Consider the following 15,656-nt stretch of genomic DNA (forward strand, 5'->3'; position numbering starts at 1 on the left):
TGATGTGTTCCACCTTAGATTCAGAGGTTCACAGGCTCATGAATCTGCGATGATAAAAGGAGGATCGAATGGCTTTGACATTGATCAGCAAGGCCTTTGCCGAGGGTACGCCCATACCGCGCAAATATGCCCTGGAAGGGGAAAATATATTTCCGCCTCTTGCCTGGGGCGGCGCGCCGGAGAAAACCCAAAGCTTCGCGCTGATCGTCGAGGATCCGGATGCGCCGAGCGGAACATTCCGTCACTGTGGTATCGCCAATATCCCCGCGCAATGGACTGGCCTGGTTGAAAGTCTAGACACGATGCAGGAACAGGCGCTGCGTTTCTACAGGAACGATTTCGGCAATGCCCGCTACGATGGTCCACAACCGCCTGCGGGCGATCCGCCCCATCGGTATATTTTCCGGCTTGCCGCGCTTGATGTACCGAGGGTGACCCTTCCCGAGGCCGCCGGCGCGGAAGCCATGTGGCAGAAGGTGAAGAAACACACGCTTGCAGAAGCAAGCCTTATCGGCAGCTACCAAGCGTAAGTCGCGCCTTGCAAGCGGACACGATCGTCGGCGGCAAATTTCAACCTAATCCAAAGGAGATGTTATCATGCCCGCAAAGTCGAAATCACAGCAAATGGCTGCCGGTGCGGCACTCGCCGCCAAACGCGGCGAAAGAAAGAAGAGCGAACTGAAGGGTGCGTCGAAGAGCATGGTTGACTCCATGAGCGAGAAGGAGCTTCGCGACATGGCCTCCACCAAGCAAAAGGGAAAGCCGGAACACGCGTCCAAATCGTAAGGTTTGGCCGCTGCACGGCGGTGTTCCCGGCTTGTTGTCGACGTCAAGCCAGTTCTATCGTTTCCACCGCCAGTCGCGAACTTCCGGCATATCCTCGCCGTGTCGCCGGACGTAATCGTGATGCGTGACGAGCTTTGCCTTTAGGCCATCCACATCGTCGGGCATGTCAGCCTAAATGAAGAGTGTCGACTACCATAAGTTAGCGCGCTCCAGTCCAGAGGCAACCGGCATAGAGCCGCATGCCATCCTTATCGACATGGCTCCGCGGCGCGGCACTTTCGTTGCCGCCCGTTCGGGAGGGCTGCGCGCTTGCGCGTGGCGTCAGATCTCCATCACATCTTCGAATGCTTCGGGGAAGCTTTCGCGCGCCACTTTCTCGTTGATGACCAGCATGGCTTCATAGGAGAGCGGATCGAAATCCTTGTCTGCGGGTAGCACCTCGCGCCCGAAGAGCAGGTTGAGCCGAGCAGCGTCGAGATTGCCGCGCTCGAAAGGTTCTGCGCCGAAATAGTGCCAGAGCGCATGCAGGAACGCCGCGTCGATCCGGTGTTCCTGCGTTCCCGGCCGCGCGCGGCGTGGCAGTTTCTTGATCGGCGTCACGCCCTTGGGGTTTGCGCGGCGAATGGTGAATTGCACGCCTGTACCCGGCATGCCGGAAGGAAAGCCGCGATGTTTCGTCATGTCGGGAAGCTTGCCCATGGCTGCTGCTCCTCTCCTGTTAAGCAATCGGGTATGCCTTTTCCGATGTCAGGCAAGCCGATGCGGTGGAGAAGGCCGTGTGGGCATATACTCTGTCGTGATTTCCCTCCGCCAGTCAATTGCGGGGACGAGGCTTTCGTTATGCCGAAGGGGCGCCATTTGGTTCGACCTCCCAAGGAAAAGATTACCGCTCGCGAGTGAGTGGAGCCACTTGTGGAGAAGAGTCATGCACCGAAAAGTTCGGTTCCACGTCAACCAAATGATACATCAGCGCGGCGAGCGCAACAAAAAAGACAGTGCCTAGAATGAAACGAAGGAATGTCGGCCACAGGTAAACCATGATGATCGGCGCCAGACGCGCCAACATGAAAAGCCAATCGATAAGCGTGGGCGTCTTCTGTTTATACATGATGCTTCCCTTGAGGGGCTGCCGATGTCGTTCGTCACTATCTCCGTTCGCTCGGAAGCCCATGCCTGCTGAGGGGTTCCTTTCGTGTCGACAGCGGTAACCGCATCAACAAAAAGGGCGATTGATCGCTGTCAGTGTCGAAAGACAACATGAACATCGTGCAGGTTTCGTGGAGACGAAATGCAGGCTTGGTGGATCGATTCTGGATGGTCGTCAGCTCTGACATTCGTTTTACTTTTACGTAAGCTTCATTAAGCTCTCTAATTGATATGCTATTCGCGGAGGGGGAAACGAATGAGCAGTCATGCTGATGTGGTGATCGTTGGAACAGGCCTGTCAGGCTTTGTTGCGGCTTGCGAGCTGCTAGAGCGTGGGAAACGGGTGATCCTTATCGATCAGGAGCCTCGGGCAAGTCTCGGCGGACAGGCCTTCTGGTCGCTTGGCGGGCTGTTCATGATCGATACGCCGGAACAACGGCGGATGCGCATTCGCGACAGTCTCGATCTCGCCCGTCAGGATTGGTTGGGCGCTGCGGCCTTCGACCGACCGGAGGACTTCTGGCCGCGTGCCTGGGCAGAGGCCTATCTCAATTTCGCCGCCGGCGAGATGCGCAGCTGGCTGCATGGGCTCGGCATGCGCTGGTTTCCCGTTGTCGGCTGGGCGGAGCGCGGCGGTGGCCTTGCCGACGGGCACGGCAATTCCGTGCCGCGCTTCCATGTCACCTGGGGTACGGGTCCTGGCGTTCTCGATCCATTCGTAAAAAGGGTTTTGGCGGCGGAGAAGGACGGCAAGATCGAGCTCTTGTTCCGGCGGCGCGTGACACGATTGGTCGGTGATGAAGACGGCATTTTCGGCGTGGAGGGCGAGATCCTCGCAGAGGACAACATCCGCCGCGGTCAGCAATCGAACCGTGATGTTGTCGGTGACTTCCGCATCGAGGGTGCTGTGATCGTGGCAAGCGGCGGCATCGGCGGCAATCCGGAACTGGTTCGCCGCGCCTGGCCCGTCGAACGCCTTGGCGCACCCCCGGAGCGGATGCTGAGCGGCGTGCCCCATCACGTGGATGGCTTGATGATCAGTCATGCCGAGGCAGCCGGCGCGCGGCCGATCAACGGCGACCGGATGTGGCATTATACCGAAGGCATTGCCAACTGGGACCCGATCTGGCCGAACCACGGCATCCGCATCCTGCCAGGCCCGTCCTCGCTCTGGTTCGACGCCAATGGCAATCGCATGCCAGCACCTTGCCTGCCGGGTTTCGACAGCCTTTCGACGCTGCAGCACATCTGCAGGCTCGGGCATAGCTACAGCTGGTTCGTAACCACGCAGAAAATCGTCAAGAAGGAATTTGCCCTTTCAGGCTCCGAGCAGAACCCGGATCTTACCGGACGCGATATCGGGCTTCTTCTGCGCAGCCGCCTTGGGCGATCGGCTCCTCCGCCGGTGGAAGCCTTCAAGGCGAAGGGCAGGGATTTCGTCGTTGCCGAAACGCTGGAAGAGCTGGTGGCCGGCATGAACCGTATCGGCGATCGTCCGCTCGATCTTGCCCATCTGCGCAGGCAGATCGAAGCCCGCGACCGCGAATTGGATAACCCCTTTGCCAAGGATGCCCAGATCGTAGCCTTGCGACAGGCGCGCGGCTATCTCGGTGATCGCTTCATGCGCACGGCCCCTCCGCATCGCATATTGGATGCGAAGGCAGGTCCATTGATCGCCGTGCGCCTCCATATTCTGACGCGGAAATCTCTTGGCGGTCTCGAAACCGATCTGAATAGCCAGGCGCTCGGGCGGAGCGGCGCACTCATCCCGGGATTGTATGTCTGCGGCGAGGCCGCAGGCTTCGGCGGCGGCGGATATCACGGCAACAATGCGTTGGAGGGCACATTCCTGGGAGGATGCATCTTTTCCGGCCGCAATGCGGGGCGGGCGGCATAAGCCGGTCGAAATGGGCGCGGTTTTAGGGGAGGGGTGTCCGACGACACTGCGAGGGCATGCAGTCTCGTCGGACGCTGCGGTAGTCGGCTCGGGGGTGGCATCCAAGCCGATAGTGAATATCATATCAGCTACCAGAGGTTTATTTAACCTGCCCGAATGGATGGCTGGAGGCTTCGGTGGGCGGGGAGGGTCCGGCAACTGATGCTGCAGCGGCGGGATCATTCATGCCTCGTATTCGTTTGCGTAGCCTCATGGCCGGCCTATTTTCGCCGGTGGCGCGTCCGCAGAAGGTATAGAAGCATCCTGGCCCGTTCGAAATAGCCGGGTGGCGAAGGCGCGTTACTGTCACCACGCGATGGAGCCTGACGAGCCTCGCCGCCGGAACCAGTCGGTACGGCATCGCCGGCAATCCTATACCCTGCAGGATCCTGTCGTTCGGATGTGAGATGACGCATGTCGGCAAACGCCCCGGGATATGGCGTGGCCATCTCGTCTGGCCGGACGGTATGGCTTTTGAGAATAGGGAAAGCCCACCCCGTGAGTGCCAAAGCGCCGATAAAAATAGGAACGGGAAAAGCATAGCGGAGCAACATTGGGGAATCCAGATTGTTGCCAAGCCACTAGAAGCCGAAGATTGCGTCGGCATTACAAATGCTCGACCGGACCGAGCCACAGGGGCAAGGGGATCGCAACTCATTCATCCCGAAGCAATCGGTTGCGATCCCGGATTAGCCTCTACGCGATGTCAGGCCGGGCATCAGGCGGTGTCATTCTTGCCGAACCAGAAGTCGAGTTCGCGTATGCGGCGTTTGTCATAGGGCTGCTCCGGCGATTTGATCTGCCAGCTGTCATCATTGGCAAGACCGGTCCACTTGGGCGCGCCGCCCTGTTTTTGGACGGATTGCCGCCAGCGGTACTGGGCATAGATTTCCATGATCTTGCCGGCATATTGGCTGGCAAGATCGCCGTTGCCGGTGATGATTACCAGGTTCTCGTCGTTCACGCCGCTCGCCTTCGGACCCATATTGTGGGAGCCGGTCATGACGACGGGATTGGGACCATATGGATCGACGATGACCACCTTGCTGTGGACCATGGCATGGGCCGTTGGCAGCTTCAGAACTTCCTTCTGCCAATAGGCAAACCGGCCGGGGATAGCGGCGGGCAGCACGACGTCCGCATTGGCATCGATCCTCTCGCCTCTGTTGAACAGCACGACAGGGTTCTTTGCTGTGCCGGGATTCTGGTTGACCACGCCCTGAATGTAGAGATCGGGTTTGAACGAAGGGCTCGACGGCGAGGCAAGCTCGATGATGTCGTTGAGAAGCGTGCCGCGAGGCCCGGGATTGAACATGGCGAACAGGATGCCCTGCTGTGCACCGCGGATCAGCTCGCTTGCCTGTTCGAGATCAAGCCCTTCGCGCATGGGCGTGAACCAGACCGTCGTATTCTTGGCCTTGGGCGTTGTTCTGGGCTCGGCATTGCTTTGATAGAGGGCGGGCGGCGAATCATTGCCGTCGGCGGCAAGCGTCTTCCACTGATCCAGGTAGAATTGTGCGATGGCCGGATTGTCGATCAGAAGCGCATTGTTGGCCTGCGTGCAAAGGCCGGTCATCGTCCAGTTCGTGCTGCCGGTCCATACGGCCTGCGGCGATTTGTCGGCGTCGCAGATGACCAGGAATTTATTGTGCGCCAGCGCCCGCGGCGCGCTCATGCGATCCCTGACATCGCAGGAAGACAGGTCGGATCGGGCGTCTTCGTTTTCGTCCTCGCCCTTTTTCTTGACGCTGCCATTGCCAAGCACGATATGAGCGCGTTTCTTGAAGCCCTGCAGCAGGGGAATAAGCTCCGGATCATCCAGCTCGAACAGGGCCGCATAGATATGCTCGCCGCTCGCCCGAGCATCATTGAGGAGCGATACAAGCTTGTCGCGGATCGGCCCTGCAAGGAACTGGCGGATCGGGTCCTCGGGGTTGGCGATCGCCTTCTTGAGCTTGGTGGTGGGAGCCTCTTCGGGCAATAGGCGTGCAAGCCACTGGCTGGCGACGATGCCGCGATTGAAATAGCAGCTGACATGGCCGCTGGTTTCGGCCCCGATCTGCATGGCCTCGCTCCAGTCCGATACGTGATCGACCGATTCCTGCAACGCCGTCTCGGGTCCGATCATGGCGGAGACCCGGTAGGCGACGATATCGCCCGGATTGACGGCGAAATCGGACCAGAGATATTTCTGAATCGGCCATTCCGTGGTCGGCTTGCGCGTGCCTTCCTCGACGGGAGGCCCGTCGGCGAAGCCGACCCAGCTGGCAACGATCTCCTCATGATAGCCATCGGCGTCGACATCGGAGACCGTGTTGGGGCTTTGCGGGCTTCCAGCCGCCCGCTTGATCTTCCGCCGCAGGGCAAAGCCACGGCACTGGTCGATGAAGTCGCTGCGCCAGGCGATAAGAGCACTATCGACACCGGGATGCACGATCAGATTTATGTTCATTATCCCTCTCCCTGGATGGTTGCTTCTGTTCCTCTTACTGCGGCGTATCGGATTTGCGCCGATACCTGACCGCGAAGCCTTAATCGGGCGCGTCTGGTGGTTTGGCCGGTTGAGTGGCTCTATCCTACTTTGCGTCACGGCCGTGACGGTCTCATGAATTGCTCTGGGCATCTTAAGGACGGCGCAATGCCATCCTGATTTAGCAGTCTTTGGAGCAGCTGTGAAATTCGCGATCCATAGTCGCCTATGAAAATTCCACTCGAGTCGAAATGTGATCTTGCGTCTCGAAGCAAGTGTGGCAAGACTTCTGGGACCCCCTTGCGCCGGCGCGGCGCGGCGCGAAAAATTTCGGCAGACTGTATGAAAGCACCCAAAAGAATCGGCATTCTGGACGTCGCCCGGTTGGCCGGCGTGTCGGCTACGACCGTATCGCGCGTCCTGAATGGTCAGGTCGACAGCCGCATCCGCCTGGAGACACAGGATCGTGTCAGGGAGGCGGCGAGCAGCCTCGGCTACGTTGTCAACCGTCTCGCAACATCGCTCAGAACACACAGAACCGGTGTCTTCGGGGCGATCGTCAACAGCCTGTCGGGCCACTATCAGCCGCATCTGACAAGCCGCCTGCAAATCGTGGCCCAACGTCGGGGCGTGGAACTCCTGGTCGCGCAAGCCAAGACGGAGGCCGGCGAAATCGCCGGCCAGCTGCGCTTGTTTCAACAGGATTTCTTCGACGGCGTCATCATGGTGAGCGACCTTCCGGGCCAGCAGGCGCTCTGCGATCACCTTGATCTCATAGGTAAGGCGCATGTGACGCTCGGTGCGGGGCTGACGGGTCCGCTTCCTGCGGTTCTAACCGATGATCGGCTTGGCATTAGACTGCTGCTTGATCACCTTGTGAAGCTCGGCCACCGCCGCATTTCCTTCGTCTACCGCATCAGCCGTAGCGCGCTTCGCGATCGGATGTCGATTTTCCAGGATGCGATTGCCGGCAGTGCTGGCTTGATCGCCGGTGATGTCATCTCCTTTGAGAGGGGCGAGCACGACCGCAAGCTTCTTGCCGATCTCCTGGCATCGTCGGAACGCCCGACGGCTCTGATCTGCGGCAGTGACGGGCTTGCCATCGAGGTTGTCGCCTTCCTGCGCGATCTCGGCCTGCAGATCCCCGCAGATATTTCCGTCGTCGGCTATGACAACGTGCCCGACACCGCCTATTGGGCTCCGCCGCTGACGACGGTCGCGCAGCCGACGGATGCGCTATGCGAAGCCTCGCTCGATCTTCTGGTTGAGCTTTCGAACCTTCCGATGGACGCACGCGTTGCAAAGCGTCCGATGCGGTTCGTCACCCCCGAACTTGTCATACGTGCGTCATCGAGCTCGCCTAGCTTGCGGCCACTTTCCCTTGCGTAAAAGAAAAGACGATCTTGAACGCAAGTGGTCGTATTTCATATGCGCAAACGTTTGTGCAGCGATTTATAAATTGCTTTAACAGGAAAGTGTGCCGATGTCCGATTACCTGCCCAGCGGCTTCAACAGCCCGGTTACCCGCCGCACAACCCTTCTGATGGGAGCCGCGGCCGGCCTCAGCGCTTTTGTCCCAGCGTTGTCGGCCTCGGCCGATGCCGGCACCGACAAGAGGCCTGAACTGCGCATCGCCGTTCAGATGAATCCGGTGTCGCAGGAGCCCGTCGATGCCGCCAGCAACGTCGCCTTCCGCAACAACTTTTCCATCCACGAGACAGTGCTTGCGCTCGACATGCGCGGCGACTTCTCGGTGAAGCCCAATCTCGCGACGTCCTGGACCTGGATTTCGCCGACCGTGCTCGAAATGAAGCTGCGCCCCGGCGTGATCTTCCATGATGGCCGCGAGATGACCGCCGAGGACGTCGCCTTCTCCTTCGGGCCTGAGCGGCTCCTGAACAAGGACGCACCGGGTTATCCGACCTATCGCACCAATTTCACCAGCCTCGACCATGTCGAAGTGGTCGATCCGCTGACGGTCCGCTTCGTCACCAAATTCCAGGATCCGATCTTCCTGCAGCGCCTTGCATCTTACGCGGCCGTGGTCATCAGCAAGGACGCCTGGCAGAAGAATGGCGGTAATTGGACGACCTGGCGGCAGAAGCCGGTCGGCGCCGGCCCCTACAAGGTCGAAAGCTATACGGCCAATGAGAGCGTCGTTCTCGCCGCGCACGATCAGGCCTATCGCGGCAAGCCGGCCGCCAAGCGCGTGACCTTGCGCATCGTGCCCGAGGTTTCCTCGCGCATTGCCGGTCTGCTGGCCGGCGACTACGACATTGCGACGGATCTGCCGCCGGACCAGCTCTCGGTCGTCACCGCGAGCACCGATCACGAAATCGTCGGCGGCCCGGTGCCGAACAACCGCATCCTGTTCTTCGACAAGAACAATCCGGCGCTGAAGGACCCGCGCGTTCGCCAGGCACTCATTCTCGCCATCGATCGCCAGGCGATCGTCGACACGATCTGGAACGGTCGCACCAGGGTGCCGAACGGCCTGCAGTTCGAGCTCTACGGTCCGGTCTATCTCAAGGATTATCCTGCCTACAAATATGATCCGGACCAGGCCATGCAGCTCCTGAAGGATGCCGGCTATAATGGCGAGGAAATCGAGATCCGCTCGCAGAACAATTATTACACAGCGGAAAACCCGGTCACGCAGGCCGTTGTTGCCATGTGGCAGGCGATCGGCGTCAATGCCAAGATGAAGTTCGTGGAATCAGGCAAACTGTTTGAGGCCTCGTCGACCCGCGCGACCGGCAACTGGTCGAGCACTGGCCAGGTACCGGACCCCTATATCTCCTTCTTCACGCAGTTCAGCTCGGCAGGTAATCTGAGCTCGTTCAAGATCTGGCAGAATGCCGATTTCGATGCCCTCGGCGCCAAGATGGAACAGGCCGTCGATCCGACCGACCGCGCCAAGATATTCCGCGACATGCTGCATCTGATCGAGTGGGAAGATCCGGGCGAGACGGTCCTCCATCAGAACGCTGTCTTCTTCGGCATTCGCAAGGGCATTAAGTGGCAGCCTCTGCCGGCCTTCCAGATGGATCTCGGCGCCGGCAGCCTTGCCTTCGAAGAGCAGAAGAGCTGAGCTGCTCGTCATGGCGACGCCCGTTCTTTCCGTCGACAATCTGAGTGTCTCGTTCAGAACGGGCACCGGGCGGTTTCATCCGGTCAACAACGTGTCTTTCGACCTTGCCCAGGGCGAAATCCTCGGCATCGTCGGCGAGAGCGGATCGGGAAAGAGCCTCACCTGCCTGGCGCTTGCCGGTCTTCTCGGGCCGAGCGCCAGCGCCACGGGCTATATCTCCTTTCAGGATGCGATGTATGACGCAGCCGAGCGCGGCCCGCGGTCGCGGGTAAAGCTGCCGCCCATCGGGCTGATCTTTCAGGAGCCCGTCTCCTGCCTCGATCCGGTCCGCACGATCGGCTCACAGATAGCCGAGGCGGCTGTCAGCGCCGGCATGTCCGCAAGGGAAGCCAGGGACGAAGCGCTCCGGCTTCTGGCGGAGGTCGCCATTCCGCAACCCGAGGCGCGCTACAATGCCTATCCCGCGCAGTTTTCCGGCGGCATGTGCCAACGCGTTATGATTGCCACGGCGCTTGCCATGCAGCCGCGATTGATCATTGCCGACGAGCCGACCACGGCGCTTGACGTGACCGTGCAGGCGCAGGTCGTCGCTCTTCTGGTCAAGGCGGTGCGAGAGCGCGGGATTCCAATGATCTTCATCAGCCACGATCTCGATCTCGTCGCCGAAGTCTGCGACCGCATCGCAGTCATGTACGCGGGGTCGCTGGTCGAGATCAATCGCACTGACGATCTCTACGATAATCCGCGCCATCCCTATACAAGGCTGCTGCTGGAGGCCATGCCCGGACGCGGCAGACCGCTGGAAAGGCTTGCGGACATTCCCGGCGAGCTGAAGCTGCATGACGACCCGCCGCAGGCCTGCGCCTTTGCACCCCGTTGTCCGCGTGCAGAGCCGAATTGCGCGACAATGGTCCCGCCGTTGATTGCGGGTGCGGCAGCGCTTGCCTGCTTCAATCCGTGGAGTTCCCATGATGCCTGAGAAGCAAATCGCCTCCGATGCAAAGGAGACCGGTGTCGCACTCGCGGCCCATGATCTGCAATTTTCCTATGCGCCCGGCTTTTCCCTTTGGCCGGGACGCGCGAAGGGATTTCATGCGATCAAGGATGTGAGCCTGGAATTGAAGCCCGGCGAGACGCTCGGTCTTGTCGGTGAGTCCGGTTGCGGCAAGTCCACGCTTGCCTCGCTGCTCTGCGGCGATCGTATGCCAACATCAGGCGAAATCACGCTGTTCGGCCAGTCTTTCAAGAGTCTGATGAAGCCGAACCGGCGTGGTCTGGCAAAACATCTGCAGGTCATTTCGCAGGATACGATGGGCGCGCTCGATCCGCGCCGGAGCGTCGGTCATCAGATGGTGGAGACGCTCACGATTCACCGCATAGGCTATCCGGCAAGCCGGCTCGATCGCGCGGCAGAAGTTTTCAAGGCTGTTAGCCTGCCGGTTTCCGCCTTGCAGAAATTTCCGCATCAGCTCTCCGGCGGCCAGCGCCAGCGCGTCGCCATTGCCCGTGCCCTCGTGGTCGAACCCAAAATTCTGCTGTGCGACGAGCCGGTCTCGGCGCTCGACGTCTCGGTGCAGGCGCAGGTGCTCAACCTTCTGCTCGAGCTGCAACGCGCACGCGGCCTGTCGCTGCTTTTCATCAGCCATGATGTGCGGGTGGTTCGGCATGTCTCGCACCGCGTCGCGATCATGGAAGCGGGACAGATCGTCGAAACCGGTCCCACGGAGGACGTCTTCGCAAAACCGGCCCATCCTTATACCGCAAAACTCCTCTCCGCCGTCCCCCGCGGACGGCGGAGCAGAGTGCGGCAGGCAGCGGCGATACTCGAAACGCTCTGAAGGAACAGGCAATGCTTCAATCCATCCTGCGGGCGTTTCTAAGGGCGCTCGTGACGCTATTCCTGGCGATGACCTTCACCTTCGTCATCTTGCGCGTCAGCGGCGACCCGCTGCATTCCCTGTTGCCCATCGAGACGCCGCCGGAAGTGGTGGCGCTGATGCGGCAGCAATGGGGTCTCGATCAGCCGCTCTACATCCAGTATTTCGCCTATCTCGGCCACCTGCTGCGCGGCGATTTCGGCACGTCGCTGCTGAATGGGCAGGATGCCCTGACGCTGGTTCTGTCGAAAGTCCCGGCCACGCTGGAGTTGATGGGAGCCGCGCTGATATTGGCGTTCGGCGCCGGTGTGCCGTTCGGCATTCTGGCTGCACGCAACCGCGGCGGCCTGATCGACCGCTTTGTCATGGCGCTTGCGGTGCTGATGCATTCGCTGCCGAATTTTCTGATCGCCATCCTCCTCATTCAGCTTTTCGCCGTCTCCTTGCGGATCTTGCCGAGCGGCGGGGGATCGACGATGGCGCATCTCGTCATGCCCGTTCTGGTCATTGGTCTTTACAATGCCGGCATCATCGCCCGCTTCGTCCGCTCGAGCGTGCTGGAAGTGCTGGGCCAGCGCTTCATATTGGCAGCGCGCGCCAAGCGCATCGGCGAAAGCGCTCTTCTCTGGCGCCACATCATGCCGAACGCAGCCCTGCCGCTTCTGACCATGCTGGGTTTTCTCGTCGGAGGCATGATCGGCGGCGCTGCCGTGGTCGAGAGCGTCTATGCCTGGCCAGGTGTCGGACGCTTTCTCGTCTCCTCCGTCGCGCAGCGCGATCTGAACATCGTGCAGACCATCGTGCTGCTCATCACGGCGACGATGGTGACGGCCAATCTCATGATCGATTGTCTCTACATTCTCGCCGATCCGCGTCTGCGGCATCGCGCATCGGCCTGATTGGCCGCTCGAAAGGTAAAAGCCATGGCGAACGCAGCGACGGGTGCCGATGCTCTCCCCAAGAAAAGATCGGAGCGAGCGTTTCTGCCCCGCCTCCGGTTCGATTTGATGACGGCCATTTGCGTCATTGTGCTCGTGACCTTCATCGTGGTCGCGATCTTTGCCAATGTGCTTGCGCCTCATGGGTTTGCACAGATCGATCTTCATGCCCGCAAGGCGCCGCCGATCCTGTTTGGAGGCTCCTTCAAGCATATTCTCGGCACCGACGAGCTTGGTCGCGATATTCTGAGCCGCATCTTCTATGGCTTGCGCACCAGCCTGCTGATCGCGCTCGGCGCGTCGGCGATCAGCCTGGCGCTCGGCACCGTGCTTGGGCTGCTTGCCGCTTTCGGCCGTGGATTTGCCGATATGCTGATCCGTGTCGCCGTCGATTTCCAGGCGTCGATGCCGTTCCTCATCATCGCGCTCGCCGTCCTCGCCTTCTTTGGCGACAATCTCTGGCTGTTCATGGCATTGCTCGGCCTCTACGGCTGGGAGCGCTACGCGCGGCTGGTGCGGGCCATGGCAGGGCTGGAGTTGGAGCGGGGCTATGTCGCGGCGCTGAGGCGAAATGGTGCAGGAACAGCGCGCATCGCCTTCCTGCACGTGCTGCCCAATATCCTCTCCGTCGTCCTCGTCAATCTGACGATCCTCCTGCCGGAAATCCTGCTGCAGGAATCGGCGCTGAGCTTTCTCGGCCTCGGCATCCAGCCGCCCCTCGTCAGCCTCGGCAGCATGGTCGGCGCCGGCCGCGATTATGTGATGACAGAATGGTGGATCGCGATCCTGCCGGGCATCGTGATCTTCATCCTGTCACTGTCGATCAGCTTGATCGGCGATTATCTGCGCGACGTTCTCGACCCCACACTTCACTAGGTTGCCCCGTAAAGAACCGACTCCAAGGAGACTTGCATTGCCTTTGCCCCTTCACGCTGCTCGTCATGGCTCGCTCCGCATTGCCGCTCATCGCGGCTTCAGCCGACGCTTCCCGGAAAACACTATTCTCGCCTTCCAGGCGGGTGTGAACGCAGGCGCCAACGAGTGCGAAATCGATCTTATGCTGACGCGCGACGATCAGATCGTCGTGATGCACGACAGAACCCTTGATCGCACGACCAACGGCTTCGGCTTTGTTGCCGATCACGATCTCCAGCACATTCTTTCCCTTGATGCCGGCGCGAAATTCGATCCCCGTTTCGCCGGAACCCGCGTGCCGACGCTTGCTGACACGCTTCTGTGGGCCAAGCAAACGGATACCCGTCTCGCAATCGAGATGAAGGAGCCCGAGCGCGCTGAGCGCCTCATCGATCTCATGGTCGGCACGCTGCGGGAGCTCGACGCGTTCGACCATGTCGCCATATCCTCCTTTGATCATATCGATCTGTTGCGCGTGAAGGAGCTCGAGCCGCGCCTGCAGACGGAAGCGATCCTCCACCATCGCCCAGTAGACATCGTCGCCTCGATGCGCGCCGGCGGCATTGACGGCGTTTCGCTGGAACTGAACCGTTTTCATCGCACTGACGCTGAAGCGCTGCAGGAGTCCGGCATTGCCGTGCGTCTGAGCCTGCCGCTGCCGGAAAAGCTTGCCCTGTTCTGGCAGGGTGGCCGCGACCTGCTTCCCATGATCCGCAGCTGCATTCGGGATCGGCTGGTCGATGCCCTTATCGGCGACGATGTGGATTTCCTCCGCATGCTGGGCGCGAGCGCCTGAGAAGAGGGCATCAAAGGACGGCTATCGTCGCAGAGCGGATAGTCCTCTATTGCTTCCTGATCCGGCATATCACGGTGGCATTCCCCGTTTGGGCTTTTTTGTTAGGGTCTATGCAGGTCAACGCACCCGGCTCGCAATCCTCCCGGAATTCGTAGGGTCCGTTGGGGCCTTGCGCGACCAGGTTGGGATTTTGGTTCGGGCAATCCACAGCCTCCGTGCCGCGTTGCTCGCAGGCGCAAAGGGTAAGGCCGATCAAAAGAAGACTAGGAAATTTGTTCATCATCTATTTTCGATTACAGGATCGTATGATGAATGCAAACCTATGAGCCCTTGAGCCATGGGGAAACTAGGTAACTAGGCCATATGTCAAGGAGCATTGGGGCATAAGACCAAGTTCAACCTCCCTGATTTTCATAGCGCACTTGGAGTGCGCGCTGACATCATATTATGACTTCGGGAATCCGCGACATTTGAAAGTCCTTGAGACGGCTTTGGTGCGAACAAAGAGACCAGACCCACGACAAAAGTCGCTAGGCGCACTGCAGGCTACCGATAGAGCATATTCGCCATTCAGGCGACCTTTTATGCGCCAAACAATGCATACAAGGCGGAAGCCAGCGCCTCTGCCACACCTTCTGGCCGAACTGAGTATTAATGCTCGACACGTCACAGAATTCATATTATGTCATATGATGTAGGTCAATCTCATATGGAAGAGATGCTCCGTGTATGCAGGAACGCAGGTCGAGGCGCGGGATGATGACGACTATCGCGTTTTCGCTCAATTGGGGGTGAAACATATTTGCGCGGACCCGCCGGGAAAGCCGGAAAGCTGGACCCTTTCCGATCTTGAGCGCCTGCGCGACAAGGTCGAGAGTTTCGGGCTGATTCTGGACATGATCCAGCTTCCCTTGCCGTCCCAGCCGATTGAGAAGGCGACCTATCCCGATATTCTGCTTGCCGGACGGAATCGTGATCGACAGATCGATGCGATCTGCAAGCTCATCGAAGATGTGGCGGCCGCCGGCATTCCCGCGGCGAAATATAATCTCAATCTTATCGGCATTCCACGCACGCCGCAAGAACCTGGCCGTGGTGGTTCGATGAATGCGAGTTTCCGCTGGAATAAGGCGGACCACCAGGCTGCCCCGGGCCTTGCCGGCGTCCTGTCGGAGGACGAGAATTGGGAGCGCATCGATTATTTCCTGGAGCGCGTCGTCCCGGTGGCGGAGAGCAATCGCGTCCGTCTCGCCTGCCATCCGCACGATCCCTATACACCGCCGGGCTACCGCGGCGTTACTCGCGTCCTTGGCTCCGTCGAAGGCTTGAAGAAATTCGTGCTGATGCGCGAAAGCCCTTATCATGGGCTGAATTTCTGCCAGGGATCGGTCGGCGAGATGCTCGACAATCCGAGGGAGGAGATCGACGACATCATTCGCTGGTTCGGCACGCGCGGCAAGCTTTTCAACGTCCATTTCCGCAATATTCGCGGCGGCAAGCTCTCCTTCATGGAGACCTTTCCGGATGAGGGCGACATGGACATGGTTCGTTCCGCGAAGGTCTACAAGGAAGTCGGCTATCGATACATGCTGATGCCCGATCATGTGCCGACCATCAGTGGCCGGGATCCGACCGGCGTCGCTTTCGCCTTCTGCTACGGCTACATCGCCGCCCTCGTTCAGTCGCTCGAAGGCGCCTGAG

14 protein-coding genes are annotated in these 15,656 nt (G+C 59.9%); 11 read left to right on the forward strand and 3 right to left on the reverse strand.

Annotated features, from left to right (window positions below; all coding sequences use genetic code 11):
• The first annotated feature begins 68 nt into the window (after positions 1 to 68).
• Entirely contained in the window at positions 69 to 530 is a 462-nt protein-coding gene (locus tag FHT85_RS12665; RefSeq protein ID WP_112411052.1) for a YbhB/YbcL family Raf kinase inhibitor-like protein, read from the forward strand.
• A gap of 67 nt (positions 531 to 597) precedes the next feature.
• Positions 598 to 786: a DUF3008 family protein gene (locus FHT85_RS12670; RefSeq protein WP_112411051.1), complete on the forward strand. Its 189-nt coding sequence runs from the start codon at positions 598 to 600 to the stop codon at positions 784 to 786.
• 321 nt (positions 787 to 1,107) lie between these two features.
• On the opposite strand, the gene FHT85_RS12675 is transcribed toward FHT85_RS12670, so the two are convergent.
• Together FHT85_RS12675 and FHT85_RS12680 are read right to left on the reverse strand one after the other, a co-directional pair.
• Entirely contained in the window at positions 1,108 to 1,485 is a 378-nt protein-coding gene (locus FHT85_RS12675) for a hypothetical protein (protein WP_183774110.1), read from the reverse strand.
• 184 nt (positions 1,486 to 1,669) lie between these two features.
• Entirely contained in the window at positions 1,670 to 1,894 is a 225-nt protein-coding gene (locus FHT85_RS12680) for a hypothetical protein (RefSeq protein WP_112411050.1), read from the reverse strand.
• A gap of 294 nt (positions 1,895 to 2,188) precedes the next feature.
• On the opposite strand from FHT85_RS12680, the gene FHT85_RS12685 reads away from it, so the two are divergent.
• Positions 2,189 to 3,829, forward strand: coding sequence for an FAD-binding dehydrogenase (locus tag FHT85_RS12685; RefSeq protein WP_112411048.1), 1,641 nt, complete (start codon positions 2,189 to 2,191; stop codon positions 3,827 to 3,829).
• 757 nt (positions 3,830 to 4,586) lie between these two features.
• On the opposite strand, the gene FHT85_RS12690 is transcribed toward FHT85_RS12685, so the two are convergent.
• Positions 4,587 to 6,320, reverse strand: a complete 1,734-nt coding sequence (locus tag FHT85_RS12690) for a phospholipase D-like domain-containing protein (RefSeq protein ID WP_112411047.1) — start codon at positions 6,318 to 6,320, stop codon at positions 4,587 to 4,589.
• Positions 6,321 to 6,680: 360 nt separating this feature from the next.
• On the opposite strand from FHT85_RS12690, the gene FHT85_RS12695 reads away from it, so the two are divergent.
• The 8 genes from FHT85_RS12695 to FHT85_RS12730 all read left to right on the forward strand — a co-directional run bounded on the left by FHT85_RS12695 (position 6,681) and on the right by FHT85_RS12730 (position 15,655).
• On the forward strand, positions 6,681 to 7,727 hold the full coding sequence (locus tag FHT85_RS12695) for a LacI family DNA-binding transcriptional regulator (protein ID WP_183774113.1): 1,047 nt from the start codon (positions 6,681 to 6,683) through the stop codon (positions 7,725 to 7,727).
• A gap of 94 nt (positions 7,728 to 7,821) precedes the next feature.
• Positions 7,822 to 9,429: an ABC transporter substrate-binding protein gene (locus FHT85_RS12700; protein ID WP_112411046.1), complete on the forward strand. Its 1,608-nt coding sequence runs from the start codon at positions 7,822 to 7,824 to the stop codon at positions 9,427 to 9,429.
• A gap of 10 nt (positions 9,430 to 9,439) precedes the next feature.
• On the forward strand, positions 9,440 to 10,408 hold the full coding sequence (locus FHT85_RS12705; RefSeq protein ID WP_112411045.1) for an ABC transporter ATP-binding protein: 969 nt from the start codon (positions 9,440 to 9,442) through the stop codon (positions 10,406 to 10,408).
• The gene (locus FHT85_RS12710) at positions 10,398 to 11,267 is read left to right on the forward strand and encodes an ABC transporter ATP-binding protein (RefSeq protein WP_246779966.1); all 870 of its coding nucleotides are present in this window, start codon (positions 10,398 to 10,400) and stop codon (positions 11,265 to 11,267) included. The genes FHT85_RS12705 and FHT85_RS12710 overlap by 11 nt, the downstream gene beginning before the upstream one ends.
• An 11-nt stretch (positions 11,268 to 11,278) precedes the next feature.
• The gene (locus FHT85_RS12715) at positions 11,279 to 12,205 is read left to right on the forward strand and encodes an ABC transporter permease (protein WP_112411044.1); all 927 of its coding nucleotides are present in this window, start codon (positions 11,279 to 11,281) and stop codon (positions 12,203 to 12,205) included.
• 24 nt (positions 12,206 to 12,229) lie between these two features.
• Positions 12,230 to 13,120, forward strand: a complete 891-nt coding sequence (locus tag FHT85_RS12720; protein WP_112411043.1) for an ABC transporter permease — start codon at positions 12,230 to 12,232, stop codon at positions 13,118 to 13,120.
• Between the two features lie 37 nt (positions 13,121 to 13,157).
• Positions 13,158 to 13,955, forward strand: coding sequence for a glycerophosphodiester phosphodiesterase (locus FHT85_RS12725; protein ID WP_112338093.1), 798 nt, complete (start codon positions 13,158 to 13,160; stop codon positions 13,953 to 13,955).
• Between the two features lie 725 nt (positions 13,956 to 14,680).
• Positions 14,681 to 15,655, forward strand: coding sequence for a mannonate dehydratase (locus tag FHT85_RS12730; RefSeq protein WP_112411041.1), 975 nt, complete (start codon positions 14,681 to 14,683; stop codon positions 15,653 to 15,655).
• Position 15,656: the final 1 nt, after the last annotated feature.

The sequence above is a fragment of the Rhizobium sp. BK312 genome, assembly GCF_014193605.1.
Taxonomy (GTDB): domain Bacteria; phylum Pseudomonadota; class Alphaproteobacteria; order Rhizobiales; family Rhizobiaceae; genus Rhizobium.

What these genes read in the sequence shown, in the direction of transcription:
- FHT85_RS12665 (WP_112411052.1), top strand. Translation starts at nt 69, where the DNA reads ATGGCTTTGACATTGATCAGCAAGGCCTTTGCCGAGGGTACGCCCATA.
- FHT85_RS12670 (WP_112411051.1), top strand. Translation starts at nt 598, where the DNA reads ATGCCCGCAAAGTCGAAATCACAGCAAATGGCTGCCGGTGCGGCACTC.
- FHT85_RS12675 (WP_183774110.1), bottom strand. Translation starts at nt 1,485, where the DNA reads ATGGGCAAGCTTCCCGACATGACGAAACATCGCGGCTTTCCTTCCGGC.
- FHT85_RS12680 (WP_112411050.1), bottom strand. Translation starts at nt 1,894, where the DNA reads ATGTATAAACAGAAGACGCCCACGCTTATCGATTGGCTTTTCATGTTG.
- FHT85_RS12685 (WP_112411048.1), top strand. Translation starts at nt 2,189, where the DNA reads ATGAGCAGTCATGCTGATGTGGTGATCGTTGGAACAGGCCTGTCAGGC.
- FHT85_RS12690 (WP_112411047.1), bottom strand. Translation starts at nt 6,320, where the DNA reads ATGAACATAAATCTGATCGTGCATCCCGGTGTCGATAGTGCTCTTATC.
- FHT85_RS12695 (WP_183774113.1), top strand. Translation starts at nt 6,681, where the DNA reads ATGAAAGCACCCAAAAGAATCGGCATTCTGGACGTCGCCCGGTTGGCC.
- FHT85_RS12700 (WP_112411046.1), top strand. Translation starts at nt 7,822, where the DNA reads ATGTCCGATTACCTGCCCAGCGGCTTCAACAGCCCGGTTACCCGCCGC.
- FHT85_RS12705 (WP_112411045.1), top strand. Translation starts at nt 9,440, where the DNA reads ATGGCGACGCCCGTTCTTTCCGTCGACAATCTGAGTGTCTCGTTCAGA.
- FHT85_RS12710 (WP_246779966.1), top strand. Translation starts at nt 10,398, where the DNA reads ATGATGCCTGAGAAGCAAATCGCCTCCGATGCAAAGGAGACCGGTGTC.
- FHT85_RS12715 (WP_112411044.1), top strand. Translation starts at nt 11,279, where the DNA reads ATGCTTCAATCCATCCTGCGGGCGTTTCTAAGGGCGCTCGTGACGCTA.
- FHT85_RS12720 (WP_112411043.1), top strand. Translation starts at nt 12,230, where the DNA reads ATGGCGAACGCAGCGACGGGTGCCGATGCTCTCCCCAAGAAAAGATCG.